This window comes from Cryobacterium roopkundense (genome assembly GCF_014200405.1).
GTDB classification, from domain to species: Bacteria; Actinomycetota; Actinomycetes; order Actinomycetales; family Microbacteriaceae; genus Cryobacterium; species Cryobacterium roopkundense.
The window spans coordinates 329,277-354,615 of sequence record NZ_JACHBQ010000001.1 but is presented as its reverse complement, the minus strand read 5'-3'; the positions used below and the strand labels follow the sequence as shown (position 1 = coordinate 354,615).

The 25,339-nt window shown below is 67.4% G+C and carries 29 protein-coding genes; 16 read left to right on the top strand and 13 right to left on the bottom strand.

What is annotated here, in order from left to right; all coding sequences use genetic code 11:
* Window positions 1–81 precede the first annotated feature (81 nt).
* Both BJ997_RS01730 and BJ997_RS01725 read left to right on the top strand, forming a co-directional pair.
* Window positions 82–1,290: an MFS transporter gene (locus BJ997_RS01730; protein WP_035835496.1), complete on the top strand. Its 1,209-nt coding sequence runs from the start codon at window positions 82–84 to the stop codon at window positions 1,288–1,290.
* A 164-nt stretch (window positions 1,291–1,454) separates the two neighbouring features.
* Window positions 1,455–2,279 (top strand): aldo/keto reductase, encoded by an 825-nt coding sequence (locus tag BJ997_RS01725; protein ID WP_035835497.1) that lies wholly within the window; start codon window positions 1,455–1,457, stop codon window positions 2,277–2,279.
* A 157-nt stretch (window positions 2,280–2,436) separates the two neighbouring features.
* On the opposite strand, the gene BJ997_RS01720 is transcribed toward BJ997_RS01725, so the two are convergent.
* Both BJ997_RS01720 and BJ997_RS01715 read right to left on the bottom strand, forming a co-directional pair.
* A complete protein-coding gene (locus BJ997_RS01720) occupies window positions 2,437–3,423 on the bottom strand; it encodes an aldo/keto reductase (protein WP_035835498.1) in 987 nt (328 codons plus the stop codon).
* Between the two features lie 84 nt (window positions 3,424–3,507).
* A complete protein-coding gene (locus BJ997_RS01715; protein WP_169743163.1) occupies window positions 3,508–3,660 on the bottom strand; it encodes a hypothetical protein in 153 nt (50 codons plus the stop codon).
* Between the two features lie 163 nt (window positions 3,661–3,823).
* On the opposite strand from BJ997_RS01715, the gene BJ997_RS01710 reads away from it, so the two are divergent.
* The gene (locus BJ997_RS01710) at window positions 3,824–4,777 is read left to right on the top strand and encodes an SDR family oxidoreductase (RefSeq protein WP_035835499.1); all 954 of its coding nucleotides are present in this window, start codon (window positions 3,824–3,826) and stop codon (window positions 4,775–4,777) included.
* Window position 4,778: 1 nt separating this feature from the next.
* On the opposite strand, the gene BJ997_RS01705 is transcribed toward BJ997_RS01710, so the two are convergent.
* Window positions 4,779–5,195, bottom strand: a complete 417-nt coding sequence (locus tag BJ997_RS01705; RefSeq protein ID WP_035835500.1) for a hypothetical protein — start codon at window positions 5,193–5,195, stop codon at window positions 4,779–4,781.
* Window positions 5,196–5,257: 62 nt separating this feature from the next.
* The gene (locus BJ997_RS21705) at window positions 5,258–5,392 is read right to left on the bottom strand and encodes a hypothetical protein (protein WP_268871351.1); all 135 of its coding nucleotides are present in this window, start codon (window positions 5,390–5,392) and stop codon (window positions 5,258–5,260) included.
* 12 nt (window positions 5,393–5,404) lie between these two features.
* Between BJ997_RS21705 and BJ997_RS01700 the strand changes: the two genes are divergently transcribed.
* Together BJ997_RS01700 and BJ997_RS01695 are read left to right on the top strand one after the other, a co-directional pair.
* Window positions 5,405–6,424, top strand: coding sequence for an LLM class flavin-dependent oxidoreductase (locus tag BJ997_RS01700; protein WP_183323223.1), 1,020 nt, complete (start codon window positions 5,405–5,407; stop codon window positions 6,422–6,424).
* 32 nt (window positions 6,425–6,456) lie between these two features.
* Window positions 6,457–6,750 carry a hypothetical protein gene (locus tag BJ997_RS01695; protein WP_052541979.1) on the top strand — a complete coding sequence of 98 codons (294 nt, stop codon included), beginning with the start codon at window positions 6,457–6,459 and terminating at the stop codon, window positions 6,748–6,750.
* Window positions 6,751–6,767: 17 nt separating this feature from the next.
* Here BJ997_RS01695 and BJ997_RS01690 read toward each other — a convergent pair whose 3' ends face one another.
* A complete protein-coding gene (locus BJ997_RS01690; RefSeq protein ID WP_035835502.1) occupies window positions 6,768–7,649 on the bottom strand; it encodes an alpha/beta fold hydrolase in 882 nt (293 codons plus the stop codon).
* Window positions 7,650–7,652: 3 nt separating this feature from the next.
* A complete protein-coding gene (locus BJ997_RS01685) occupies window positions 7,653–7,853 on the bottom strand; it encodes a hypothetical protein (RefSeq protein ID WP_035835503.1) in 201 nt (66 codons plus the stop codon).
* A 157-nt stretch (window positions 7,854–8,010) separates the two neighbouring features.
* Here BJ997_RS01685 and BJ997_RS01680 point away from each other — a divergent pair, with 157 nt between their 5' ends.
* The 5 genes from BJ997_RS01680 to BJ997_RS01660 all read left to right on the top strand — a co-directional run bounded on the left by BJ997_RS01680 (window position 8,011) and on the right by BJ997_RS01660 (window position 13,165).
* Window positions 8,011–8,919 carry a DUF4349 domain-containing protein gene (locus BJ997_RS01680; RefSeq protein WP_035835504.1) on the top strand — a complete coding sequence of 303 codons (909 nt, stop codon included), beginning with the start codon at window positions 8,011–8,013 and terminating at the stop codon, window positions 8,917–8,919.
* A gap of 15 nt (window positions 8,920–8,934) precedes the next feature.
* Complete coding sequence (locus BJ997_RS01675; RefSeq protein WP_035835505.1) at window positions 8,935–10,278, top strand: threonine/serine exporter family protein; 1,344 nt, start codon at window positions 8,935–8,937, stop codon at window positions 10,276–10,278.
* A 444-nt stretch (window positions 10,279–10,722) separates the two neighbouring features.
* Window positions 10,723–11,394 (top strand): M23 family metallopeptidase, encoded by a 672-nt coding sequence (locus BJ997_RS01670; protein ID WP_160175842.1) that lies wholly within the window; start codon window positions 10,723–10,725, stop codon window positions 11,392–11,394.
* A 65-nt stretch (window positions 11,395–11,459) separates the two neighbouring features.
* Window positions 11,460–11,705: an SHOCT domain-containing protein gene (locus BJ997_RS01665; RefSeq protein WP_035835506.1), complete on the top strand. Its 246-nt coding sequence runs from the start codon at window positions 11,460–11,462 to the stop codon at window positions 11,703–11,705.
* Window positions 11,705–13,165 carry a multicopper oxidase family protein gene (locus tag BJ997_RS01660; RefSeq protein ID WP_035835507.1) on the top strand — a complete coding sequence of 487 codons (1,461 nt, stop codon included), beginning with the start codon at window positions 11,705–11,707 and terminating at the stop codon, window positions 13,163–13,165. Before BJ997_RS01665 ends, BJ997_RS01660 begins: the two co-directional genes overlap by 1 nt.
* 1 nt (window position 13,166) lies before the next feature.
* Here the strand turns inward: BJ997_RS01660 and BJ997_RS01655 are convergent, their stop codons facing one another.
* Together BJ997_RS01655 and BJ997_RS01650 are read right to left on the bottom strand one after the other, a co-directional pair.
* On the bottom strand, window positions 13,167–13,499 hold the full coding sequence (locus tag BJ997_RS01655) for a GNAT family N-acetyltransferase (RefSeq protein WP_268871352.1): 333 nt from the start codon (window positions 13,497–13,499) through the stop codon (window positions 13,167–13,169).
* A gap of 224 nt (window positions 13,500–13,723) precedes the next feature.
* Window positions 13,724–13,975 carry a hypothetical protein gene (locus tag BJ997_RS01650; RefSeq protein WP_035835508.1) on the bottom strand — a complete coding sequence of 84 codons (252 nt, stop codon included), beginning with the start codon at window positions 13,973–13,975 and terminating at the stop codon, window positions 13,724–13,726.
* 235 nt (window positions 13,976–14,210) lie between these two features.
* Here BJ997_RS01650 and BJ997_RS21700 point away from each other — a divergent pair, with 235 nt between their 5' ends.
* Both BJ997_RS21700 and BJ997_RS01645 read left to right on the top strand, forming a co-directional pair.
* Window positions 14,211–14,333, top strand: a complete 123-nt coding sequence (locus BJ997_RS21700; RefSeq protein ID WP_255351502.1) for a hypothetical protein — start codon at window positions 14,211–14,213, stop codon at window positions 14,331–14,333.
* A 95-nt stretch (window positions 14,334–14,428) separates the two neighbouring features.
* Window positions 14,429–15,298, top strand: coding sequence for an alanyl-tRNA editing protein (locus BJ997_RS01645; protein WP_035835509.1), 870 nt, complete (start codon window positions 14,429–14,431; stop codon window positions 15,296–15,298).
* Here the strand turns inward: BJ997_RS01645 and BJ997_RS01640 are convergent.
* Window positions 15,295–16,752, bottom strand: a complete 1,458-nt coding sequence (locus BJ997_RS01640) for an MDR family MFS transporter (protein ID WP_035835511.1) — start codon at window positions 16,750–16,752, stop codon at window positions 15,295–15,297. The genes BJ997_RS01645 and BJ997_RS01640 overlap by 4 nt on opposite strands.
* A 72-nt stretch (window positions 16,753–16,824) precedes the next feature.
* Here BJ997_RS01640 and BJ997_RS01635 point away from each other — a divergent pair, with 72 nt between their 5' ends.
* The gene (locus tag BJ997_RS01635) at window positions 16,825–17,241 is read left to right on the top strand and encodes a DUF6855 family protein (protein ID WP_035835512.1); all 417 of its coding nucleotides are present in this window, start codon (window positions 16,825–16,827) and stop codon (window positions 17,239–17,241) included.
* A 16-nt stretch (window positions 17,242–17,257) separates the two neighbouring features.
* Entirely contained in the window at window positions 17,258–18,307 is a 1,050-nt protein-coding gene (locus tag BJ997_RS01630) for a VOC family protein (RefSeq protein ID WP_035835513.1), read from the top strand.
* Between the two features lie 57 nt (window positions 18,308–18,364).
* Here the strand turns inward: BJ997_RS01630 and BJ997_RS01625 are convergent, their stop codons facing one another.
* Window positions 18,365–18,760, bottom strand: a complete 396-nt coding sequence (locus BJ997_RS01625) for a hypothetical protein (protein WP_183323222.1) — start codon at window positions 18,758–18,760, stop codon at window positions 18,365–18,367.
* Window positions 18,761–18,931: 171 nt separating this feature from the next.
* Here BJ997_RS01625 and BJ997_RS01620 point away from each other — a divergent pair, with 171 nt between their 5' ends.
* Entirely contained in the window at window positions 18,932–20,161 is a 1,230-nt protein-coding gene (locus tag BJ997_RS01620; RefSeq protein WP_035835517.1) for an NRAMP family divalent metal transporter, read from the top strand.
* A 5-nt stretch (window positions 20,162–20,166) separates the two neighbouring features.
* Complete coding sequence (locus tag BJ997_RS01615) at window positions 20,167–20,973, top strand: putative hydro-lyase (protein ID WP_035835518.1); 807 nt, start codon at window positions 20,167–20,169, stop codon at window positions 20,971–20,973.
* A gap of 291 nt (window positions 20,974–21,264) precedes the next feature.
* On the opposite strand, the gene BJ997_RS01610 is transcribed toward BJ997_RS01615, so the two are convergent.
* Genes BJ997_RS01610 through BJ997_RS01600 form a run of 3 tightly spaced genes read right to left on the bottom strand, consistent with a single transcriptional unit; the run spans window position 21,265 to window position 25,338 of the window.
* The gene (locus BJ997_RS01610; protein WP_035835519.1) at window positions 21,265–21,951 is read right to left on the bottom strand and encodes a GntR family transcriptional regulator; all 687 of its coding nucleotides are present in this window, start codon (window positions 21,949–21,951) and stop codon (window positions 21,265–21,267) included.
* 29 nt (window positions 21,952–21,980) lie between these two features.
* Window positions 21,981–23,726, bottom strand: coding sequence for an acetyl/propionyl/methylcrotonyl-CoA carboxylase subunit alpha (locus BJ997_RS01605; RefSeq protein ID WP_035835520.1), 1,746 nt, complete (start codon window positions 23,724–23,726; stop codon window positions 21,981–21,983).
* 4 nt (window positions 23,727–23,730) lie between these two features.
* Entirely contained in the window at window positions 23,731–25,338 is a 1,608-nt protein-coding gene (locus BJ997_RS01600) for a 5-oxoprolinase subunit B/C family protein (RefSeq protein WP_035835521.1), read from the bottom strand.
* Window position 25,339 lies beyond the last annotated feature (1 nt).

Here is a 25,339-nt window from a genome sequence, read left to right as displayed (position 1 = left end):
CTCACCGTACTCCGAAGCCGCCCCGACCGACCCGCACAGCACCCGCCCCCGCCGCAGGGGGCAGACACCTAGACTTGCACCGTGAGCAGTTATGTGAGTCTTCTGAAAACGCCGGGCGTGGCACGCCTGATCGGCGCACAGTTGACGGCTCGATTCCCATTCGGCATGCTCTCGCTCGCCTTCCTCATTCATATCGAGCAGATTTTCGACTCCTACGCCGCCGCTGGCCTTGTGCTCGGCGCCATGAGCATCGGCCAGGCCGTCGCAGGGCCGCTCACGAGTCGCCTGATGGGCCGCTGGGGCATCCGCCCGGTGATCATCGTCACCCTGGTGATTTGCGCCACGTCGATCATCTCGATGGCCCTGTTGCCCTTATCGATCCCCTCGCTAATGATCATCGGGCTGATCGCCGGGTTGTCGACCCCGCCCATCCAGCCTGCCGTGCGCACGATCTACCCCAAGATCGTCAACTCGCGCCAGCTCACCCCGCTCTTCTCGCTAGACGCCTCCGCGCAGGAGATCATCTGGGTGCTCGGCCCGGTGATCGCCACCTTCGTGGCCATCCAGGTGAGCACCGTCGCAGGCATCCTGCTCGCGGCCGTGTTCCTCATCGGCGGCGGCATCTGGTTTCTGGTGCTGCCCGAGGTGGGCCGAGTGCGCATCCCCCGCAGCCGCCGCAAACTCGGCGTGGTTCTCAAACGCCCGGCCGTGCTGCTCAGCACGATCGTCGGCTTCATGCTCGTTGCGGCATGCGCCGCTCTCGAGGCCGGCATCGTCGCCGCGTTCGGCCACGGCAGCGCCAACTCCGGCTGGATCCTGTGCATCTTCGCCCTCGGCTCCCTCGTGGGAGGGCTCGCCCTCGGCCACGCGCCCATCGGCCCGTGGGCGCTCGCGAGCCGCATGCTCATCGTGGCCGTTGGCATGGCCCTTGCCGGCATCTGGCTGAACTTCGCCTGGCTCGCAGCCACGCTCTTTCTGGCCGGCATCGGCATCGCGCCGGCGTTCGCGGTGCTGTTCGGCATAGTCTCGGCGAGCGTGAAGTTCAGCGACACCGCCGAGGCCTACGGTTGGATCGGCACCGGCCAGCTGATAGGCGCCGCGATGGGGTCGGCCCTCGCGGGGTTCGCCATCGACCACTCCGGCGCCGCGTCGGCGATCTTCCTCGCTGCTGGCTTCGCCGGGCTCGGCTGCATCATCCCCGCGCTCGGTCGGCGCTGGCACCCCGACCTGCGAGGGCGCGACCCGAGCCCCATCCCCGACACCGAGCCGATCCAGGTGATGGTCTCCTAAAACGCGCCGGGGCATCCGCTCCCCCGTTCGACCCGCAGCCCTGTGGTCAGTTCAGGAAATCTAAGCGAGACGGGCCGGCCCCGCCGGTGCCTGTGGGGCACCGACCGGCAACAGGGCTCGGATAGCCTGCATTGGCCACGACGCCGACCGGGTTAAATAGGAGAATGACTTCTTCCCCGCTCCTTGCTCTCAACGACGGACACTCGATCCCACAGCTCGGCCTCGGCGTCTACAAGATCGCCGACGATCTCGCAGCGGATGCCGTGGCCGTGGCCCTCGAGGCCGGCTACCGACGTGTGGACACCGCCGCACTCTACGAGAACGAGAAGGGCGTGGGCGTTGGCCTCTCCCGCGCCGGTCTCCCCCGGGAGGATGTCTTCGTCACGACCAAGGTCTGGAACGACCAGCACGGCTACGACCAGACCCTGCGCGCGTTCGACGAGAGCCTCGGCAAGCTCGGCCTCGACTACGTGGACCTGTACCTCATCCACTGGCCGGCCCCGCGGCAGGACCGGTACGTCGACACCTACCGGGCCCTCGAGACCCTGCGCGCCGACGGCCGCGCACGCTCGATCGGAGTGTCGAATTTCCACACGCACCACCTCGACCGCCTGCTCGCCGAGACCGCGGTCGTGCCGGCGATCAACCAGGTAGAGCTGCACCCGTGGCTGCAGCAGGCCGATGTGAGGGAGTACGACGCGGGCCACGGCATCCTCACCGAGGCCTGGTCGCCGCTCGCCCGCGGTCGCGCGATCGGTAACGAGACGCTCGACGGCATCGGGGCACGTTACGGCAAGTCCGCGGCGCAGGTCGTCATCCGGTGGCACCTGCAGCTGGGCAACGTGGTGATTCCCAAGTCAGTGACGCCGCAGCGCATCCGCGACAACATCGACGTGTTCGACTTTGTGCTGGACGCCGCCGACCTGACCGCGATCGCGGCGCTCGACTCCGGCGAGCGCACCGGCAAGGACCCCGACGACCTGGGCTGACCCCAGCGGTGCGGGCATCCGCGCCGCTATCGCGGCCCGCTGCCGCCACAGCGGCAGCATGCGGCCGCAGCGGCGCGCCGGTATGACGCACGCGCCGCTACCGCGTGGCGCGGCCGCCACAGCGGCAGCGCGCGGCCACAGGGGCGCGCGCCGCCGGCTACCAGCGCGGGTGGATCGCGTCGCGCAGTAAGCGGTCGTAGATGTCCTGCACGCCCTCGTTGAACTCGAGGCTGAGTTCCTCGGCCACCCCGGCGGTCGCGTTGCCCTGCGCCTGCGCCACCGAACGCGCGCCAGGGATCACGGCGCTTACGCCATCGATCTGCGCGACCCACGACAAGGCTGCCTGTGTGGCGGTGACTCCGGCGGGCGCGAGCGCAGCGAACTCCGTGGCCGCCTGCAGCCCTACCTCGAAGTCCACGCCCGAGAAGGTCTCTCCCACGTCGAAGTGGCTGCCGTCGCGGTTGAAGTTGCGGTGATCGGACTCCGCAAACACGGTGGCGGTCGTGTACTTGCCGGTGAGCAGGCCACTCGCGAGCGGAACCCGGGCAATAATGCCCACTCCGGCTTCGCGGGCCGCCGGCACCACGGCGTCGAGCGGCTTGAGCCTGAACGCATTGAACACGATCTGTACGGTGGCCACGCCGGGCCGCGCGATGGCGGCGAGCGCCTGCTCGCACGTCTCCACGCTCACACCGTAGCTCTCGATCACCTGCTCGGCCACCAGGGTGTCGAGGGCGTCGTACACCTCGTCGGATTCCAGCACGGCGCTCGGCGGGCAGTGCACCTGCACGAGGTCGAGCGTTTCGGTGCGCAAGTTGCGGCGTGAGCGGTCTGTCCACTCTCGAAAGTTCGCGAGAACGTAGTTCTCCGGCACCTGAGCCAGTCGACGCCCCATCTTCGTGGCCACGGTGATCTCTTCACCTTGCGCGTCATTGGCAAGAAAATCCCCGATCAGACGCTCACTGCGCCCGTCACCGTAGACGTCGGCGGTGTCGAAGAAGGTGACGCCGGCGTCAACGGATGCCGCGAGCACGCCGAGCGCATCAGCATCAGTGACGGCTCCCCAATCTCCGCCGAGCTGCCAGGTACCCAGGCCCATCACGGAGACTGCGCGGCCGGTACGTCCCAGGATTCTTGTCTGCATGCAGCAAGTTTATTATTCTGCGCCCCACTGAGTCGCAGTGAACCTGAGTGTAAAGGACCTCAATCGTTCACACCGGCGAGATTTTTACGCCGGCCCGGTGCCTTCTTCCGGTTTGTCTTCCCTCGCCTGCACGATGCCGTCCCGCACCGCCGCGCGCACCACGAGGTAAAAAACGTAGAAGCCCCCGGCCGCACTCACAACCGCCAGCGCACCTGTCGTCACCACTGAACCATCCATGGCTGAATCCTACGGCCCGCCAAGCAGAGGCCCTCCGGCCGCGCCCCATCCGGCCCAGGGCAGAACCGCCGAACCACGCAGCCGTGAATATGCCGCGCGAGTTCGACTTCGACCGGTCGAGAGAGTTGGATAGTCGACACACCAAACGAATACGGGAGAACTCATGGCACGCGAGCTGGCGGACATCGTGGTCCCAGACCTCACCGGAAAACTGGCCGTCGTCACCGGCGCCAACAGCGGCCTCGGCTTCGGCCTCACCGGCCGGCTTGCGAAGGCGGGCGCCGAGGTGATCCTCGCCATTCGCAACCAGGCAAAGGGTGAGGCAGCGATCGAGCGCATCCTCGCGCAGGTGCCGGGTGCGAAGCTCAGCATCCGCCATCTCGACCTCGCGTCGCTGAAGACGGTCACCGCGCTCGGCGAGCAGCTCGCTGCCGAGGGGCGACCGATTGACATCCTCATCAACAATGCGGGCATCATGATGACGCCGAAGCGCGATGTGACCGAAGACGGCTTCGAGCTGCAGTTCGGCAGTAATCACCTCGGCCACTTTGCGCTGACCGCGCATCTGCTGCCGCTGCTGCAGGCGGCCGGCGACGCGCGCGTCGTGAGCCTGAGCAGCTTGATCGCCCGCACCGGACGCCTGGACTTCGACGATCTGCAAGGCAAGAACTACCGGCCGACCCGCGCCTACGGGCTGTCCAAGCTCGCGACGCTTATGTTCGCCCGCGAACTCAATCGTCGCAGCGTCGCGGCGGGCTGGGGTATCCGCAGCGTGGCCGCGCATCCCGGCGCCACGGTCACCAACCTGCAGATCACCGGCCCGACCCACGGCGGGGCCTCGGCCAAGGCCATGCTCACCATCACCGAGGCGACCCAGCGCATCGGCTGGTTGTGGCAGCAGATTCCCCAGGGAATCCTGCCCGCACTCTTCGCGGCAACGAGTCCACAGGCGGCCGGCGGCGGCTACTACGGGCCCGACGGGTTCGGCGAGCTCACCGGTGGCCCCTCACCTGCACGCCTGCCCGTACGCGCGCTCAACGATGCCGACGCAGAACGACTGTGGCGCGTGTCGGAGCAGCTCACGACGGCAGCATTCCCCAGCGCCGTTCCGGCCTGAACTACGCGCCCGCGCCGGTCGATTCGGCGGCGGCGCGCAGCCGGACCGACGAGTGCAGGTAGGCCACCGCGATCAGCGCGTTCAGCGCCGCGACTGCCAGAGCCGAGCCGTCGTCGGGCCTCCGGCCGGACGTGATGGCGAGATACGCCTGGGCCACAAAGACCGTCGCCAAAACGAAGCCGCTCGGCGGCCTGGCCGTCATGCGCCACCATGCGCGCGGAGCAGCGAGAGACTCGTTGTCTCCCCGAAACGTGCGCGCGGCGAGGCCGACCCAGACCAGCAGGTAGATCCCCCAACCCAAGGATGCTGCGGGCCCCTCCACGGTGACGGCGAGGGCCATCGCCGCAAATACGCCGAAAACAAGTCCCACAATGACGTAGCCGGCCTTGCCCTGCGCTGATTCGATGCGAGTCGGCATCCGCTCTCCCCTGTGTGCGACGGTGCCCCGATCGTAGCCTCACCTCGCGGACCCGCGCGTGGCTAAATCAGGAGATCCTCCGCTGCGGATGCCACCTGCCGCAGCTCAGGGGGCAGCCAGGCCAGCCCGGCGTGGTTTTCCTGAATTCGCCACGGCAACACGGCGCCCCAGCCCGGGAATAGGCGGGCCCCGCGCACGCTACAGCCAGCATGAAGCGCATCGGATTTCTCTCTTTCGGCCATTACCAGCCCGTGCCCGGCTCGGCGGCCCGCACCGCGAGCGACGCACTGCTGCAGGCCATCGAGCTCGCCGTGGCGGCCGAAGAACTCGGCATCGACGGTGCCTACCTGAGGGTGCACCACTTCGCGCGCCAGTTTGCGTCGCCGTTCCCGCTGCTCGCGGCGATGGCCGCGCGCACCAGCCGCATCGAACTCGGCACCGGCGTTATCGACATGCGCTACGAAAATCCCCTGTACATGGCCGAGGAGGCGGCGATCACCGACCTCATCAGCAACGGCCGCCTGCAGCTCGGCCTCAGCCGCGGGTCGCCCGAGACTGCGCTGCGCGGCTACGAAGCCTTCGGGTATGTACCCGCAGTGGGCCGTACCGATGCCGATGACGCCCGCGACCGCACGGCCGTCTTCCGCGCCGCCATCGGCGGATCCGGAATGGCCGCGGCTAACCCGCAGATGACCGGCCACTCCCGCCTCCTCGCCATCGAACCGCAGTCCCCCGGGCTGAGCGGGCGCATCTGGTGGGGCGCCGGCACCCGCAAGACGGCCAAGTGGGTCGGCGAACAGGGCATGAACCTGATGAGCTCGACCCTGCTCACCGAAGACACCGGTGTGGCGTTCGGTGACCTGCAGGCCGAACAAATCAGCATCTACCGGCAGGCCTGGACCGACGCCGGGCACGCCGGTACTCCGCGGGTCTCGGTGAGCCGCAGCATCATGCCCATCGTCAACGACCTCGACCGTGCCTACTTCGGCCGCGCGGCGGAGGCCGGCAGCGAGGACCAGGTAGGTCACCTCGACGGCGGCCTCGCCCGCTTCGGCAAGAGTTACGTGGGCGAGCCCGCCGCCATCGTGACGCAACTCGAAACGGATGCCGCGGTGCACGCCGCCGACACCGTGCTCGTCACCATCCCCAACCAGCTCGGCGTGGACTACAACGCGCACCTGCTCGGCACGATCGTGCAGCAGGTCGCCCCCGCCCTCGGCTGGCGCTAGCAGTGGCCCAGGCCGCCGATAGGGTGGAACGCATGGAGAGCGATCGCAACCCCACGGGCGCGGGCGGGTTCTATGCCCCTGCGCCACCGGACGCTGACACCTACACACAACTCGGGACCGTCACAGTGGATGGCGAGACTTTCTTTGTGCGCACGCGCGACAACGATGGTTCGACGCACTATGACTGGATCTCGGGGCCCAATGACGGCTATGGGTTCAGCGAATCCGGCGGCCGGGGGCCGCGCAGTCCTGAACGGCACGTGGACGCTATCCGTGACTTCCTCGCGGGGATCGACCCCGCAACCGGGTATCTCTCCGACCCGTAGAAAATCACCAGCTGATGTCAGCGAGATCCGGATGCGGCGGGCTCGGCGGGCGCCGCGCCATCCGCTTCGATGACCCGCACGAGCACGCGTGCGAGGCCCCGTCGAATGATGTGGTCGTTGGCCTCGACGCGGTGCATGGTGACGTGGCGCATCCGCTCGATCACTGTCATGCTGCCCGGTGCGATGAACTGGTCGAGCGCGCCGTAGATCACGTCGATCGGCACGTGCAGGCTCGCGATGTCGCTCACCACGGTCTGCGATTCGATGCAGTGCTCGAGGGACTTGACGAATGGCGTCCAGTTGTCCGTGGTGATCTCGAAGATTCCCTTGGGCAGCAGCCGGGAGATGATGCCGGCGTTGGCGAGGGTGAAGTCCTTGTTCGTGCGCAGGTAGTCGTAGGCACGCAGGTACGCGGCCACCCGGGCACGCACGCGCGGATCACCGATGTCTTGGGGTGAGAGGTAGACCGGCGGTCCCACGAGCACGACCCTGGAGACGCCGCCGTGGCGAGTGAGTCGATTCCAGAGGCCCCGCAGGGTGCCGCGGCGGTTGAGCGCGGCGTAGCGGGTGCCGATCAGGCTCCCGAGGGAGTGGCCCACCAGAACGAACGGCTCTCGCAAATCAAGAGAGCGGATCGTGACGGCGAGCGAGGAAACATGATCCTCGAGCAGGTACTCGCAACCGTCCGGAGCGGGCGATTGCCCGAAACCCAGAATATCGATGGCGATCACGCGGTGCCGGGGCGTCAGGAGGGGAATGACCTCCTGGAATGTCACCGACGACGACGCGATCCCATGCACGAGAATGACGACCGGACCGGACCCCTCATCTGCGGCGATGTGCAGGAGGGGTGGACGACGGAGTCGGCTCTGCCGATTGCCCGTCGCCCACCACGTCATACCTCAATTATGGTCGCGCAACTCTTCCTTGTAGTCGTTCTTGGCCTTGGTGGCGTCGCGCTCGGCCTCGGCGTGCTTCACCTTGGCGTCGGCCTGTGCCTCGTCGACCTTGTCGGAGACCTTCTCACGGGCATCGTCAACCGCTCGTGAGATTTTTTCTCCGGTTGCGCTCAGTGCGTCCTTGGCGTCGTCTGTGATTCCCATATATTCCTCCAGCTGAACGAATTGTGATGGCGTCGACCACGTGGATGGTGGCCCGATCACCCGACACTACTTCGAGCGGCTCAATCGAGTCTGAATTGTGATGCGTCTCCCAGAAATCGGGCAGACAGAGTGGCGGGCACGGAGAATACTGTGAAACATGAATCGTTTACGGGGCCGCACACCGGCGACGTTGGCCGCGGTCGTGCTGACGTGCTTGCTGCTGGCGGGCTGCACCATGGGCAGCGGCGGAGCCGCCAGCAGCACCGACAGCCAGGGCGTCCCCACTGGCGTGACCGAACCTGGAGCCGGCGACAGGTCCGCGGACTTCTCGGTCGACGGCACCACGACCGAGGTGAACACGGCGAACCGCGACGTGGTCACCACGGGCTCGGTGTCGATCACGGCAGTCGACCCGATCACAACAGCGCAGGAGGCCGCGACGATCACCGAACGGGCCAACGGCCGAGTCGACAGCCGCAACGAAACCCCCGCCACAGATACTCAGGCGGCGAGCGCTTCCCTCACCCTGCGCATCCCCTCTGACGAACTCGACCGCACGCTCGGCGAACTCAAGGGGCTCGGTACGGTGAATTTCGTCTCCCTCAACGCAACGGATGTGACGCAGCAGAGCCAAGACCTCGATGCCCGCATCACGGCTCTCCAGACCTCGGTCGACCGTCTGCTCTCCCTCATGAGCACGGCGACCACCACGACAGACCTGATCGCAATCGAGGGCGCCCTGTCAACGCGCCAGGCCGAGCTCGAGGCTCTGCGCAGCCAGCGCGATTACCTGGCCGACCAAATCGACTTCTCCACGATCACGCTGGAAATCTACGAAGACGGCACCGTCGCCCCCGGCGCACCGGACGACTTCTGGGCCGGGCTCGTCGCCGGATGGAACGCCCTCCTGGCAACCCTCGGCGGGATCGTCGTGGCCATCGGCGTGGCCGTCCCGTGGATCGGCGCAATCGCCGTTCTCGGGCTCGGTGTGCTCCTGATAGTTCGGCTGTTCACACGCAGGCGCAAGGGTCACGTAAACTCGGGAAGTGATCGCGTTTCTTCCTGATAGCCCCCTGCCCAGATGAATGACCTCACAGGGGCAATCCCGCTCGATCACGCCGCCTATACACGCGCGGTTCTCGACCTCACAATGCGCCTCGCGGAGGTCATTTTCACGGCCGGCGCCGGCGCGGAAGACGCCACTGCCGCGATGGAAGCGCTCACGCGTGCCTACGGGCTCAAGGGCACCGAGGCGAACATCACGCACACGATCATCACCCTCACGCAGGAGGACCAGGCCACCCACGAGTCCATCACGCGTAGCCGTAACGTGAAGTACCGCACCCTGGACTACACGAAGCTCACCCTCACGTCTGAGCTGATCGCCGAACTCATCGAGCACCCTGTAGACATCGCCGAGGCGCGGAAGCGCTTGGCCATCATCGTGAGTTCCAAGCCGCAGGTGACCGTGCGCTTCCGTCGTCTGGGGTGGAGCCTCGTGGGCGCCGGCGCTGCCGTACTGATCGGCGGCGGGCCCGTCGTCATGATGGCCGCGTTCATCGCGACCTACCTCATCGACCTGATCACGACAACCCTTGACCACCGCCAGGTTCCCCTCTTCTACCAGACCGTGGTCGGCGGCGCCATGGGGCCACTCGCCGCCGCGATCGTGCACATCATCGATCCCACGGTCAACCCGTCCATCGTCGTGGTCGCGACCATCATCATGCTGCTCGCCGGGGTGACCACGTTCGGCGCGGTGCATGACACACTCTCAGGGTTCTACCTCACCGGCACCGCCCGCATGGTGGAGGCCGTGCTCATTACCGGCGGCCTCGTCACCGGTGTCGCTGGCGCCACCCTGTTCGTGAGCCGATTCGGACTCGATCTCACCGTGCAGTCGCGGTGGGTGCCGACTCTGCTCGATCTGCCGTTGCTTCTTGCGGCATCCGTTGTGATCGTCATTGGCTTCAGCCTGGCCGTGCAGGTGCCGTGGCGGGCGTGGTGGGTGGTGTGCTTGCTGGGCGCCCTCGCCGAGTTCCTCTACCTGATCGGCGACCTGGCCGGCCTCGGGCTGGTCTGGGCCTCGGGCATGAGCGCCATCGGCGTGGGCCTCGCGGCGTCCGTGGCGGCCCGCATCGTGCGAACCCCGCCCCTCGTGATCATGGTCACCGCTCTCGTGCCGCTCGTGCCGGGGCTCATCCTGTTCCGCGGGCTGCTGCAACTCTCGAACGGCGATATTAACGGCCTCCTCAACCTGCTGACCGCGGCCGCGGTGGCGCTCGCACTCGCTGCCGGCGCCATCCTGGCCCAGTATGTTGTGCAGTACGTCTGGGGCCCCGCGCGCCGGCTGCAGCGACGCTTCGTGGGGCCCCTCATGGCGCTGCCCGTGCGCCTGGGCCGCGGCAGCACGAAACGCATCTAGCCTCCGCGGCAGGGCGGAGCCAGCCCAACTCGACAACGCTCTCAGGCTCCACAGGGGACGATGAGCTAACGTTCAACATAAGACTTGGGTGCCTCCGACCGCGCAGGTATCAACACATGGCGGAGCTTCTCCCCCCTGCAGCGGGCCACCACGACGGTGCGCCTGTCCACCCGTCGACTGGCGAAGGCACCGTCGTGCCTGCGCCCTGTTCCATTTTCCACACCCCCGCAAGGATTCTTTCAATGCTTTTCCTCTCTCCTCCGCACGTCAGTCACCCCGCGGCCTTGCGTGGATAGCGCCGGCTCACCGACGATGTCTCGGCGAGACCTTCGTGCGCTCGAGAACCGGGTGCGCGCGAGCCGATCCCTTCCGCGTCAGCCGAGGCCCGCGCGAACCGCGACGAAACGGGCCTCGATTCGCAGCCGGGCGGCTGCCGTTGGCGCCATGGCGATGATCGCCCTCTTCACCGTGAGCGCAACCCTGCCCGCCCTGGCGGTGAACCCGGGTACGGCGCTGACGGCCATGCCCACGGCGGCCGACTCCGCAGACACGCAAAGCCTCACCTTCTCCCAGGCGCAGTCGTCTCCCCTCGAACGCGATGGCTTCACGGTGACCGACATTCCCAAGCCCACGCCGACGCCCGCGTCGTTCACCGAGATCGCCGACAACGGACAGTGGGCCAGTCTCGATCAGAGCCAGCTCACAGACCAGGGTTGGGCCTTGCCCGCGCTCGGCCGCATCACGAGCACCTTCGGTCCTCGCCCGGACAAGCCGGTCGAAGGCGTCGGGGACCACCACAACGGAACCGACATCGCCGCCCCTTGCGGCCAGCCCGTGTTCGCCGCGACGGGAGGAACCGTTGTGGAGTCAGGTTATCGGGGGTCCTACGGTCAGTGGATCCTCATCGACCACGGCGATGGCGTGGAGTCCGGATACGCCCACAGCAGCGAACTCCTCGTCGACACTGGGCAAAGCGTCGCCGCCGGCCAGGTCATCGCTTTGGTGGGTTCCACCGGATCCTCAAGCGGATGCCACGTGCACTTTGAGATCCGAGTGGACGGAACCATGCTCAACCCCGAGACGTTCATGAGTTCCCGCGGAGTTTATCTGGGCTGAGCACCGCGCTAATACCCCCCACGGGTATAATATGGCGGCGACGGAGTCGACGAAGGGGCGAGCTGATGATGTGGGGCCTGGGAACGATGGGCTGGTCGTGGGTCTTCGGATTGCTCGCGATCGCGGGCCTAGCGGTGATTATGTACGTCGTCGTTCGTCTTCTCGCGAACACGGGCGCACCACCCCCCTCGGTCCCCAATTCGCCAGAGCCGACCGGTGCCCGACGCATCCTGGATGAGCGTTTCGCGCGAGGGGAGCTGACCGCCGAGCAATATCGCGACCACCTGCGGATGCTCGACGAGGGTAGATAGTGCGCCCGCTCACCCGGCGCAATGCCCTGATTCTGGGCGGCGTGGGGCTTGCAGGTGTGGCCGTCGGCGGAACGGGCCTGCTTGTCACCCAAAAAGTCTCGTCCCCTCCAACGGCCGCGTCCGCGAGCGGCACCGAACTCCTGGAACCTCTCGAGCTACACAGCACGGATGGCGCCCTGGCCGTCACCCTCAACGCCGCAGCCCGACAGGTGACCCTCGCCGGGCGCTCGGTGCGCGCGCTCACCTACAACGACGGGGTGCCCGGACCGACGCTGCGCCTTCGCGCGGGCGATGCCCTGGGTGTGAGTCTGCGCAACGATCTCACGGACCCGAGCAACCTTCACGTGCACGGCCTACACGTCTCCCCCGAAGGCAACGGCGACAACATGTTCGTCACTGTCCCGGGCGGAGACTCCTTCGACTATCGATACGAGCTGCCGGCGAACCATCCCCCCGGCGTGTACTGGTATCACCCTCACCATCACGGGTTGGTCGCCGACCAGGTGTTCGGCGGCCTGTACGGAGCAATCGTTGTCGAAGATCCGATTCCGATCCCCGCGAGCAGGGATCGCCTGCTCGTGATCTCCGACATCACCGTCGACTCGACAGGAGCACCGGCCGCAGCACGGGCGACGGAGAAGATGTCAGGTCGTGAGGGAGCTCTGGTTCTGATCAACGGGCAGCTCGGGCCCACCATGACGGCCCGCCCCGGCGAACGTGAACGATGGCGCATCGTCAACGCCTGCGTGTCCCGATATCTGCGGTTGCGTCTCGACGGGCACGAGCTGGCGCTCCTCGGTCTGGACTCCGGACGTTTCGCATCCGCTCGCCCAGTGACCGAGATCGTGCTCGCGCCCGGAAATCGCGCCGACCTCCTGGTGACCGTCACCGGCGGTGACGCTGCGCTTCGCGCCCTCAACTACGACCGCGGAACAGCCGGAGGCATGATGGGCGGCGGTATATCCCCGGCCGGCGGCGACATGTCCCTGGCCACGTTCAGGGTCGCGGGCGAGACCGTCGCAGCAGCGGCCGCCGTGCCCGCCCAGCCGACTCCACGCGACCTGCGTACCGCCACCGTGACCGCGCGACGGGAGCTTGTCTTCTCGATGGGGATGGGCGGCATGGGGGGTGCCATGATGGCACCCACCATCAACGGCCGCGCGTTCGATGCGGCCAGGATCGACGAGACGGTGCAGCTCGGAAGCGTAGAAGACTGGCTCCTCACGAACACCAGCACGCTGGATCACCCCCTGCACCTGCACGTGTGGCCGATGCAAATTGTCGAGGAGGGCGGCCAGCCCGTCGACACCGTGATCTGGCAGGACGTCGTCAACATCCCGGCACGCAGCACGACGCGTGTTCGGATCGCGTTCAGCGATTTCAGCGGACGAACCGTTTATCACTGCCACATTCTCGATCACGAGGATGCCGGCATGATGGGCGTCGTAGAGGCGCGCTGAGTCAGCCGACCAGATCCTTGCGAAACCAGTGGTTCGCGTATGGGTCGGCGTTGTGCGCCTCCCCTTCGAGGTAGCCGAGAGAGGAGTAGAGGCCGCGCGCTTCGACGAGATCGGTTCGGGTGTCCAGGCGGAGAGCCTGCAGCCCCAGAACCCGCGCCTCGCGTTCGAGCTCCCGCATGAGCAGCCGTGCCACGCCCTGCCCACGTGCGGTCGGCAGCACGAATACTCGCGTCACCTCGCCGACCCCGCCGGCACACACCCGTAGTCCCGCACAGCCAAGCACGCCAGCTCCCCGATGGGCAAGGAGCAGCAATCCCGTCGGGGCCGCGAGCACATCACCGGGATACTCGCGCTGGGCGTCGAGAATCTCTTTTCAGGAAGCGGAACGCCCATGATAGCGCCCCACGAGTTCCTCGTAGTAGCGAAACGATATGTCGAGCGCGTCAGCGGATGTCGGCGACGTCACGGAAACGATAACGGGTAGGGCGGGCACCATGAACTACACCCTACGTGCCGCGCGCTGGCGACCGTCCGCCGCAAACTCCGACGACGGGACGACTAGTTGGGCACGTCGGGTTCGGCCTGGCCCGAAAGCTCTTCGTCCACCTCTTCGAAAAATCGGTACGGCACGGGCTCCTCGGTTTCGTGACCGCGACGATAGCTGCGCATGATCACGATGCCCTCGTCGACGGCCTCGAGCACGACGGTGTCCTGGTACTCGCCGTCCACGAATTCCAGGTCGAGTTCCATGCCGGAAGCCATGGGGTTCGGGCCGAAAAGAACGGCCTTGTATGTGGCGATACCAGTCATGTGTGCGACCTCCCTGTCGTGCCCCCGGTCAGGATGACGCGGGCGGCGTGTGTGCACCGCCAGCATACGGCCGCAGCGAGCAGATGCACAGGGTCGCTGCGGCACAGCCGCTTCTTCGGAGGTGATTCAGGGGGTTTCATCAGTACTTTCTTGCGGCGGGGGTGGTGCTCGGGCGGCGGATACCGCGTATTCTTCAAGGGACGGGGCCGGCAAGGCTCACTGCGAAGGAGTGCACATGGCTGACAAATCACCCAAGAAGGACGCAACCAAGAAGGTTGCCGACAAGTCGCTCAAGGAGAAGAGGGCCGACAAGAAGGCCAAGTCTGAAGAAAGCGCCTCCAGGGCTCGCAAGAGCTAGGCTCCTCTCCCTGACATAGCATCGAAGGTGTCGCCACTGTTGTGGCGGCACCTTTTTTTCGTTCACGCCCGCACACTGTGAAAGGCCCGCACCACATGAGCTATCCCGTCGAAGACACCCTCGTCACCTACCCGGCCGGAGCCCTCGAAACCGAGGCCACCGTGCTTCATGTGGAGGCACTGCCCGACGGCCGTCTCGCCGTGCTGCTCAACGCCACGAGCGTGCACCCTGTCGATGCCGGCTGGCCCGACCAGGGCGCCGATCACGCCGCCCTCCGCGTCGAGGCGGTCGATATCCCGGTGCTCGACTGTATCGTGGGCGCGACCGACGGCACGTCCCTGCACCTCGGGCGCGCGATCCGCGTGCCGAAGGGCACGGCGGGGTGGGCCTTCGTGGCGGTGCACATCGTTGCCGACGATGCCGCCCTTGCCGAGGGCGACCGCGCCACGGTCACGGTCGACGCCGGCTTCCGGGCGCGCACCTCCGCCGGCCACACGGCCTGCCACCTGGCTTCGCTCGCGCTCAACCTCGCCGTCGCCGACCGGTGGAAGAAGGAGCCCCGCGCCGATGCGCTCGGCTCGCCCGATTTCGACGGTACCGCGATCGATGTGTCTCTCATTACCGAAAACGCTTCCACCGACACCTATCGGCTCGGCAAGTCCCTGCGCAAGAAGGGCTTCGTGACGGAGGGATTCGACGACGCCTTGCCCGCACTCACGGAAGCCATCAACGCCACCCTCGCCGCGTGGGTCGAAACGGATGCCGCCGTGCACATCGACCGCGACGGCGACCGCCTCACGGACCGTCGCTACTGGGCGTGCGCCCTTCCCGGTGAGCCCGCGCGCATCCCCTGCGGCGGCACACACGTGTCCGCCCTCGGCGAGCTGGGCTCCGTGCGGGTACACCTTGCCACGAGCGACGTGGATGGCACGAGCGTGCTCACCATGGTGACGACTGTCAGCTAGTCGGCATCCGTTTGCTGAGGATCGGCGGGCAGGGGCGCGCTGCGAGCGGATGCCGGCAGCGCGTTCGCGCGCACGTCCGGCATCCACAGCGCGGCCGCGAGAACCCCCACGGCGGCAATCACAATGGCGATGAACACACTTGTGGAGGCCGCCTCGACCGCGGCCGGCGTGGGTGTTCCTGTTCCGGCGGCGGCGAAGATGACATTGGCGACGGCACCGAAAATGGCCACTCCCACGGCGCTGCCGATCGAGCGAGAGAAGAGGTTCGTACCCGTTACCACACCGCGCTCGTTCCACGGCACGCTCGACTGCGCCGCCACGAGGCTGGGCGTGGCGACGAGCCCGAGGCCGAGCCCCACCACGAAGCACCCCAGGCCCACGATCACGAGGTTGGGTCGGCCGCCGAAGGCCGCGAGCAGGCTCGCGCCGGCGATGACGAGCACCATGCCCAGCAGCACGGTGGTGCGAAACCCGAACCGCAGGTAGACCCTGCCGGAGAGCGTGGCCGAAATCGGCCAGCCGATCGTGAGCGTGGCGAGGGCAAGCCCGGCCACGAGCGGCGATGTGCCGAGGGACCCCTGCAGGTAGGTGGGAACGTAGGAGGTGAGGCCGATCAGGATCGCGCCGACTCCGAGCCCGATGAGCGAGGTGGAGAGCAGCAGCCGCCGCGAGATCACCCAGAGTGGCAGCACCGGTTCGGCGGCCCGGGTCTCGGCCCACACGAAACCGGCCAGGAGCAGGCCACCACCCGCGAAGGCTCCGATTGACTGCGGGGAGTTCCATGCCCAGGACTGCCCGCCTTCGAGCACGGCGAGAATCAGCAGGGTGAGCGAGAGTGTGAGCAGCGCGGCGCCCAGGTAGTCAACGCGGTGCCGGCGCTTCTCGATCTTCTCGTGGAAGCTGCGGGCGAGCAGCCAGGCGGCGAGCAGACACAGCGGAATGTTCACGAAGAAGATCCATCGCCACGACAGAAACTCCGAAAAGAGGCCGCCAAGAGTCGGGCCCACGACGGCGGAGATCGCCCAGACGCTCGCGAGGTAGCCCTGCACCCTGGCACGTTCGGCAACTGTGTAGATGTCGCCGGCGATCGTGACGGCCATCGGCTGCACCGCGCCCGCGCCGAGGCCCTGCACCGCACGGAACGCGATCAGCGCGGGCATGCTCCAGGCCAGGGCGCACAGAATCGAGCCGAGCAGGAAGAGGGCGATGCCCACGAGGATGATGGGCTTGCGGCCCACCGTGTCGGAGAGTTTGGCGTAGAGCGGCACCGACACCGCCTGCGCGAGCAGGTACACCGAGAACAGCCACGGAAACTGCGCGAACCCGCCGAGGTCGTTCACGATCGTGGGCACCGCGGTGGCCAGGATCGTGGCGTCGATCGCGACAAGCCCGGTCGTGACCATGAGGGAGATGAGGATGGGACCGCGCTGGGAGCGAAAACCCACGTCATTCATTCCCACAGCCTAGGTCAGGCTCGCCTCCGACTGGGCCACAATGAATTGAGCCGATCACAGGAGGAACCAACGATGAGCAACGACGCCACGGGAACCGAAACCACAGACGACCCCTGGGTGCTGCGCACTCCGCCCGGCACCTCCGAGTACCTCATGTACCGCAACGAAGAGGCCGACCCACCTGCTCTCGTGTGCGTGGTCGGCACGACCGCGCACCAGTACCGGCTGCGCTGCCTCAACGACTTGCACGCCATGCTCGTTGCCGTCGGCGACTGGGTGGACCTCGGCAGCGCCGACGAACAGGAGCCGGCTAAGGACGGCACCGTCGAGGCCTGGGGCCGATCGGACACCAACCCGGTCGGCGGCTGGTACGGTCTGAAGAAGGGGTTGCGGGGACGCTTCGGCATGTACATTCCGCCGCTCATGGAGGCGCTCGGCCTCGCCGAACTCGAGCACAATGCCCGAAACAACCGCATGCGCGCGCTCTAACGTTTGGCCCCACCCCATGATCAAGCTGCTGTCCCACCTCTTGCATGTGCGACTGGCGGCAGCGGATGTGGCGGCATCCGTTGCCTTCTATCGGCAGCGGTTGGGCATGCACGAGGCACACCGCGACGCGTCTGCGGTGTACCTGCGCACGAGCGACGACTACTACCTCTACAGCCTGGTGATCGAGCGCGGTCCGGAACCCGCTCTCGTGAGCATGGCCTGGCGCACGGTGAGCGACGCCTCCCTCACCGAAGCCGCCCACCGAGTCGAGGCGGCCGGGGTACAGGGCAGGTGGCACGAGCGGAGTTTCGGGCACGGCCGCTCGTTTTCGTTCACCGGACCGTGGGGGCACACCATGGAGCTCTTCTCACAGGGCAACAAGTTTCATGCACCAGAGCCCCTACCGGAGACCGACTCAGACGCCGACGCGGATTCCGCGCCTGCCACGCCATCTCCAGCGATCGAGGTGCGCCAGCTCGATCACGTCTCGGTGGCGGCGCCCGATGTTTCTGCCTTCCTGGCCTGGCACGAAGACGTTCTCGGCCTGCAGGTGCAGCAGCGAACCGTGCTCGACCAGGAGCGCACCACGGTCTTTGCCGTACTCGGCACGACCGACACGGCTCACGACCTCGGGGTGTTGCTCGACAGCTCCGACCGTCCCGGTCGAATGAACCACATGGCCTACCGGGTGGACACCCGCGCTGAGTTGTTCAGGGCGGCCCCTGCGCTCGATTCGGTGGGCGTGCGCATCGAACACGGCCCGAGCACACACCTGGAATTCGGCGCGAGCATGCACGCCATCGGCGAACAGAACTACCTGTACCTTCGCGACCCGAGCGGCATGCGCGTCGAGATCAACACGGGTGGATTCTTGCGCGCGGTGCCCGACGCCACTCCGGCGTTCTGGCGACCCGGGCCCGGCCTCTATTACCGGAACGCGCGAATGCCGCTCTCCATGACGGAGAGTTTTCCACCGGATGCCGCCCCCAGCGCAACCGAGGAAGGCCTGGTTTTCGGAACCGAGGCGCGTCTGATTACCCCCGCTATCGCCCGCCACACACGTTAGGCCCGTCGCCCCGAGTTCTTGACTTGCGCCGTGCGCCGCCCGATTCTAAGATTCTTCTCACGAGAGCCGGTCCCCGTTCTCGCCGTCGAGACTCACCGGAACAGCAATGTATCGAACGAAGCGAGCGGATGTCGCTGCGGTGCCGAGAACGACGCCACCGGCATCCGTTTCGGTCACGATGCGCGCCACGAAGTCCGGGTCTTCGAGGCGAAGGTCCACCTGCCCGCCGGGCGTCAACGCGGCTTCGCCGTCGATGATGGCGAGCGTCGTCTCGTTGGTGGCGGGCCGCAGACGCTGGACCACGGCCGAGAGCGCCGCGTTCAGCGGCCAGGCCGGACGCGGCCAGACCGATGCCAGCCGCGAGAAGTATCGAGGCGAGAATGCGCACGCGAACCGACAGCACCGGCCGCCACCGCGGCTGAGGGTATCGCGTCGCGTCGGACATATGCTCATTATCGGGGCACCCGCGCCCTCCCTGGCTCGGTCGGGATGAGAATTCCCTTATGTTGCACGACGAACCGGATCCGTCATTTCTCTTGTAATGATTGTTGAACAATCGTAGGCTGTCACAAAACAATCGGTGATCGCAGGCGCTGATTCCCCCAAGCAGACAGCGAGCGCACCATGTCACCCACGGTTTCACCAACGACGGTCAAGCCCCGCAAGCTCAAGAACAAACACCGCAGCGCCCTGCTCGGAGCCATGTTCCTCATGGCGACGAGCGCGGTGGGCCCCGGGTTCATCGTTCAAACGACAAACTTCACGGTTCAACTCGGCGCGGCATTCGCCTTCGCGATCCTCGTCTCGATCCTCGTGGACATCGCCGTGCAGCTGAATGTGTGGCGCGTCATCGGCGTGAGCGGAAAGCGCGCCCAGGAACTCGCCAACACTGTGCTTCCCGGCGCCGGCTGGTTCCTCGCGGCTCTCATCTGCCTCGGCGGCCTGGTCTTCAATGTGGGCAATGTCGCTGGCGCCGGACTCGGCCTCAACGTGCTGCTGGGCATCGATCCTCGGCTGGGCGGCATCCTTTCGGCGTCCGTGGCCATCGCCATCTTCCTGAGCAAGCGGGCCGGCATCGCCCTCGACAAGATCGTGGTCGTGCTTGGCGCCCTGATGATCATCCTGATCGGCTACGTGGCGATCGTGTCGCAGCCGCCGCTCGGCGACGCCATCAAGAACGCCGTCATCCCCGACAGCATCGACTTCCTCATCATCACCACGCTCATCGGCGGCACCATCGGCGGCTACATCACCTACGCCGGCGCGCACCGCATGATCGACGCCGGGGTCTCCGGCCCGGAAAATGTCGGCGAGATCACCCGCAGCTCCATCATGGGAATCGTCATCACGGGCGTCATCCGCGTTCTCCTGTTCCTCGCTATCCTCGGCGTCGTCGCCGGCGGTGTGGCCCTCACGAGCGACAACCTCGCGGCCGAGGCCTTCCAGTCGGCGGCCGGCGAGCTCGGCTTCCGCCTCTTCGGCGTGATCCTCTGGGCGGCCTCGATCACCTCCGTGATCGGCGCAGCATACACGTCGATCTCCTTCATCACCACGCCGAAGACCTCTCCGCGCAAGCGCAGCATCGCCACGTGCGTCTTCATCGCGGTGTCGACGATCGTCTTCAGCTTCATCGGCCAGGCCCCGGCCACGCTGCTCATCATGGCCGGCGCCGTCAACGGTCTGATCCTGCCGGTCGGCTTCGCCGTGATCATCTGGGTGGCCTGGCGCCGTCGGGACCTGCTCGGCGGCTACGTGTACCCCAAGTGGCTGCTCATCGTCGGCGTGCTCGCGTGGCTGCTCACCCTATTCCTCGGTTACCAGTCCCTCGGCGGCCTCGCCAAGCTGTGGGTCTAGCGCCCGTGGCTGCTTCCGCAGTTCCGGCCGACCCCGCCGCCGTCATCCCCGCGGAGGCCCGCGCGCTGTTCCGCGAGGGCCTGGCCACGCCGACGGCGGGCTGGTCGGCCGGGTTCACGCAGGCGAACCTCATCATCGTGCCGCGGGCGCAGGCCTTCGACGTGCTGCTGTTCGCCACTCGCAACCCAAAGGCGTGCCCTATTCTGGGCGTACTGGATGCCGGCGAGACGAGCGGTCCGCTGTTGGCGGGCGGGGACATCCGCTCGGATGTCGGCCGTTACACAGTGTACGAAAACGGTGTCCTGGTGGCCGAGCCGACCGACCTCGCCGACTGGTGGCGCCCCGACCTCGTGACGTTTATCGTGGGGTGCAGCTTCACGTTTGAGGCAGCCCTGCAGGAGGCCGGCATCGCGATCGCGCACATCGAGCAAGGCACGAACGTGCCCATGTACCGCACCAACGTGCGGTGCGCGCCGGCGGGCGCGCTCTCGGGCCCGCTCGTGGTATCGATGCGGCCGATTCCGGCCGATCGGGTAGCGGATGCCGTGCGCATCACGTCTCACTACCCTGCCGTGCACGGCGCCCCGGTGCACGTGGGCGACCCCGCTGCGCTCGGCATCGACCTCGATCGGCCGGATTTCGGCGACGCCGTCGTCGTGCGGCCAGGCGAGGTGCCGGTGTTCTGGGCCTGCGGCGTCACCCCGCAGGCCGCAGTGATGGAGTCACGCCCCACCCTCGCGATCGGTCACGCTCCCGGCCACATGCTCATCACCGACGCCCGAGACTCCGACTACCTGGTCTCCCCCGCCTAAACCCAAGATCTCGACAAGCCGCCGGATCGAGCCTTTCGAGATCTCGATCCAAGCGCCGGTTGAAACGCGGGAACCGCTGGTCGAGGCGCGAGGCACGAGCGATCGAGGCCTGGCGAGGTGCTGCTCAGACCCAAGCCCGGTCCGAGGGTCGGCTCGCGGGATCTCGATCGCTCCTCCGTCGCGCCTCGACCGGCGGTGGCCGAGCCGATCCCCCAGCAGGTAATCCAGCAGGTAATCCAGCAGGTCCCATTATATCGATGGATATCAATACATTCCGAGGCGGGATGTCCGTCAGGTGCACGGGTGGGCGACCGCGGCGAGGAGCTGGGACTCGGCGCGGTGCAGGTACTCCGTCATTAGCTCGGCGGCCTCGGTGCGAAATCCGGCGTCGAGGAGGTCGAGCATGCGGGCGTTCCGCTCGATGTAGGGCGCGTGAAAGCCACCGTCGGCGACCATGGAGTGGAACACGAGCCGCATTTCGGCGAGCACCTGCGTCATCTGCAGCACGAGCCGCTCACTGCCCGTGAGTGCCACGAGCGCCGCATGGAACTTCTGGTTCGCATCGGCCATCTCCGACACCGAGCCGGCTTCCCGTGCCTCGCGAGCACGCGCCACGGCGGCATGCAGTGGGGCGGTATCCCCCGCCGGTGACCACAGGAGGGCGGCCGGCTCGAGAAATCTCCGCACGCGATACATCTCGCGGATGTCGTCCGCCGACGGACGCGCCACATAGACGCCACGGTTCGGGATTCGCACAACCACGTGCTCGGACGCGAGGGTGGAGAAGGCCTCCCGCAGTGTGTTGCGCGAGACGCTCAGAACCTCGCTGAGCGCCTGCTCAGAGAGCTTGGCGCCCGGGGCCAGCTGGCCGGCCGCGATCCGGTCCCTCAGCACGGCGGCGACCCAAATTCCGGTCTCGGCATGCTTAGGGTCTGAACTCTGTCGACGCAGGTCCTGCAGGATATCGTCGAGAGTCATAGTCCCAACCTATGGGGTCGGTGGCCTCGTCAATCCACAACGGAGGCGACGGTCGCGTGTGCGACGACAGCGTCGCCGACCTGAACGAGCTTGCCGGTGAGCGCACCGCTGCGATGAGCCACTACGACGGACTCCATCTTCATCGCCTCGAGCACGAGAACGGCTTCGCCCTCGGCTACGGGCTCGCCCGCCTCCACGAGCCACTTCACGACGGTGCCGCTCATCGTGGAGCGCAGCGAGGTGGGGTCCACGGTTTCTTCGGCGGCGGGGTCCGCATCGGGAGCCGCACCCGGCGCGGCACCTCGCGCGAGGCCCGCGAGCAGTGCGGCGGGCAGCCCGAGGGACATCCGCTTGCCGTCGAGGTCGATGGAGATCGTGCGGCGCTCCGAATCGGGGGCCATTGGATGGAACGACGGGTCGGTCTGGATGGTCTCCGCGAAGTCACCTTCGATCCAGCCCGTGTGCACCCCGAGGCGGTCGGTGCCGCCGAAGGCCTCGGTTTCGACCACGGCGCGGTGGAACGGCAGAACCGTGGGCAGCCCCTCGATCTCGAAGGCCTTGAGGGCGCGACGGGCACGGCGCAGCGCCTGCTGGCGGTCCGCGCCGGTCACGATGAGCTTGGCAAGGAGAGAGTCGAACTGGGCGGGCACGGTGCCGCCTTCGCGCACCCCGGAGTCGACGCGAATGCCGGGTCCGGTCGGCGTGACGAACCGGGTGACCGTGCCGGGCGAGGGCAGGAAGCCGCGTCCCGGATCCTCGGCGTTAATGCGGAATTCGAAGGCGTGACCGTGGGGCTCAGGGTCCTCCTGCACCGGGAGGGGGCCGCCGGCGGCGATCTGCAGTTGGGCGAGCACGAGGTCGACACCGGAGGTCTGTTCGGTGATCGGGTGCTCCACCTGCAGTCGAGTGTTCACCTCGAGGAAAGACACGCTGCCGTCCTGGCCGAGCAGGTATTCCACGGTGCCGGCGCCGGTGTAGCCGGCCTCGCGACAGATGGCCTTGGCCGAGGTGTAGATCTGTTCGCGCTGCTCCGGCGTGAGGAACGGCGCGGGCGCCTCTTCGACGAGCTTCTGGTTGCGGCGCTGCAGCGAGCAGTCTCGGGTGCCGACCACGATCACGTTGGCGGCTCCGTCTGCGAGGATCTGCGCCTCCACATGGCGCGGCTCGTGCAGGAACCGCTCCACGAAGCACTCCCCCCGGCCGAACGCGGCCTGGGATTCGCGCACGGCAGAGTCGAAGGCCTCCTCCACCTCGTCGAGCTTCCAGACCACCTTCATGCCTCGACCGCCGCCGCCGAATGCGGCCTTGATGGCCACGGGCAGGCCGTGCTGTTCGGCGAATGCGCGCACCTCGGCGCCGGATTCGACAGTTCCTTCCGATCCAGCCACGAGGGGGGCGCCCACGCGGATGGCGATCTCGCGGGCAGAGACCTTGTTGCCCAGCACCCGGATGCTCTCCGGCGTCGGGCCGATCCACACGAGTCCGGCGTCGAGCACGGCCTGGGCGAAGTCGGCATTTTCGGAGAGAAACCCATAGCCGGGGTGCACAGCATCGGCGCCGGAGCGCATGGCGATGCCGAGCAGCTTGTTCACGTTGAGGTAGGTGTCTGCCGGGCTATTGCCGTCGAGGGCATACGCCTCGGTGGCCTCAGACACGTGCAGGGCATGCGCGTCCACGTCGGCGTACACGGCCACAGACTCAAGGCCGGCGTCATCGCAGGCTCTCATGATGCGCACGGCGATCTCGCCGCGGTTGGCGATCAATACTTTCTGCACGGTGTCAGCTCTCTACTGTCTGTTCTTGCACGGGCCGGACCTCGGAAACGGGTGTGAAGCGGATGCGCGCGCCCGCGTGAAGCTGCGCCGCGAGGTCAAGGTCGCTGGCCACTACAACGCCGACGACGGGGTATCCGCCGGTGACGGGATGATCGGCGAGGAACAGCACAGGAAGTCCGGAGGCCGGCACCTGGATCGCTCCCGCGACGGTGCCCTCACTGGCCAGTTCACCGGAGCGGGTTCGCTCAAGCGGCACGCCATCGAGTCGCAGCCCGATGCGGTTGGACTGCGCTGTCACGGTCCACTCGGTGGACCTCAACTGCCCCAGGGACTCGGCGCTGAACCAGTCGGCCCGCGGGCCGGGTACGAACCGAACCTCAGTGACCTCGGCGGGCTCCACCGGCGACGGCTCGGGGTTGCCGACCACGCTTGTGGGCGGTGCCTCAAGAACGGCAAGAGTGTCGCCGTGACTGAGCAGCGAGCCGCCTATGCCCGAGAGAGTGTCCATGGAGCGGCTGCCGAGCACGAGGGGCGTGTCGATGCCGCCGCGCACCGCGAGGTAGCTGCGAACGCCCCACGCGGGGGCGTCGAGCGTGAGGCGTTCGCCGGCGAGCAGGGCGAAGGGCGCGTCCCTCGGCACCTGCCGGTCGGCGGACGCGCTTGGGGCGGTGCCTGGGGTGCATGCCACGCCGGCGACGCTGAGCTCTCCCCCGGCACCGCTCACCGCGATCACCTGGTCGGTGACGGCCTCGAGGCACAGTCCGCCGAGCGCGTTTTCGAGCACCGCGGCATCCGCTTCGTTGCCCACCAGACGGTTGGCGCGACGCAGCGCGCCGCGATCGAGCGCCCCGCCGCCGGTGACGCCGAGGTGAGCGTGGCCGGGGCGACCGAGGTCCTGAATGGTGGTCTGCACGCCGGGATCCACGACGAGAAGTCCGCCGTCGCAGGCCGCCCCGGGCTCGCCAGACACGACAGCCGCGCGCACGAGCTCCCGCACGGCGCGGAACTGCACGCGGTTGCCGGGCTGCACGAGGGCAGGTTGCTCCCGGTCGAGGTTCCAGAGCGCAGCGTCGGTGCGGCCGATCAGTTGCCAGCCACCGGGGCTCTGCCGGGGGTACACCGCCGAATAGTTGTCGGCGAGCGCGACGGACCCCGCGGGAACCGCCTTGCGCGGGGTGTCGCGGCGGGGCACCGTGAGGGTCTCGTTCGCGCCCACGAGGTAGGCGAACCCTGGAGCGAAACCGCCGAAGGCCGCCGTCCACACCTGCCCGGTGTGCGCGGCGACCACGGCGTCACGGCTGAGCGAGGTGGCCGCGGCCACGTCGTCGAGGTCTTCACCGTCGTACATCACGTCGAGGGTCACAAGGGTGTCGGCGGCGACGGCCTCGGTGCCGAGCTCGAGCCCTCGCAGCGCGGCGGGGAAACGGCGCGCGGCGCGGGCGGAGTCCCCTGTCACTAGAACGGTACGCGCGGCCGCAACCACGTCGACCTGTCCCTCGAGCGGATGCTGCCCGAGCGCGTGCCGCAGGCGCAGCACGTCACTGAGGCTGCCGAGCTGCACCAGCACGGCGCGGTCTCCGGCGAGCCGGATCTCCTGAATCTGGTGGGACATC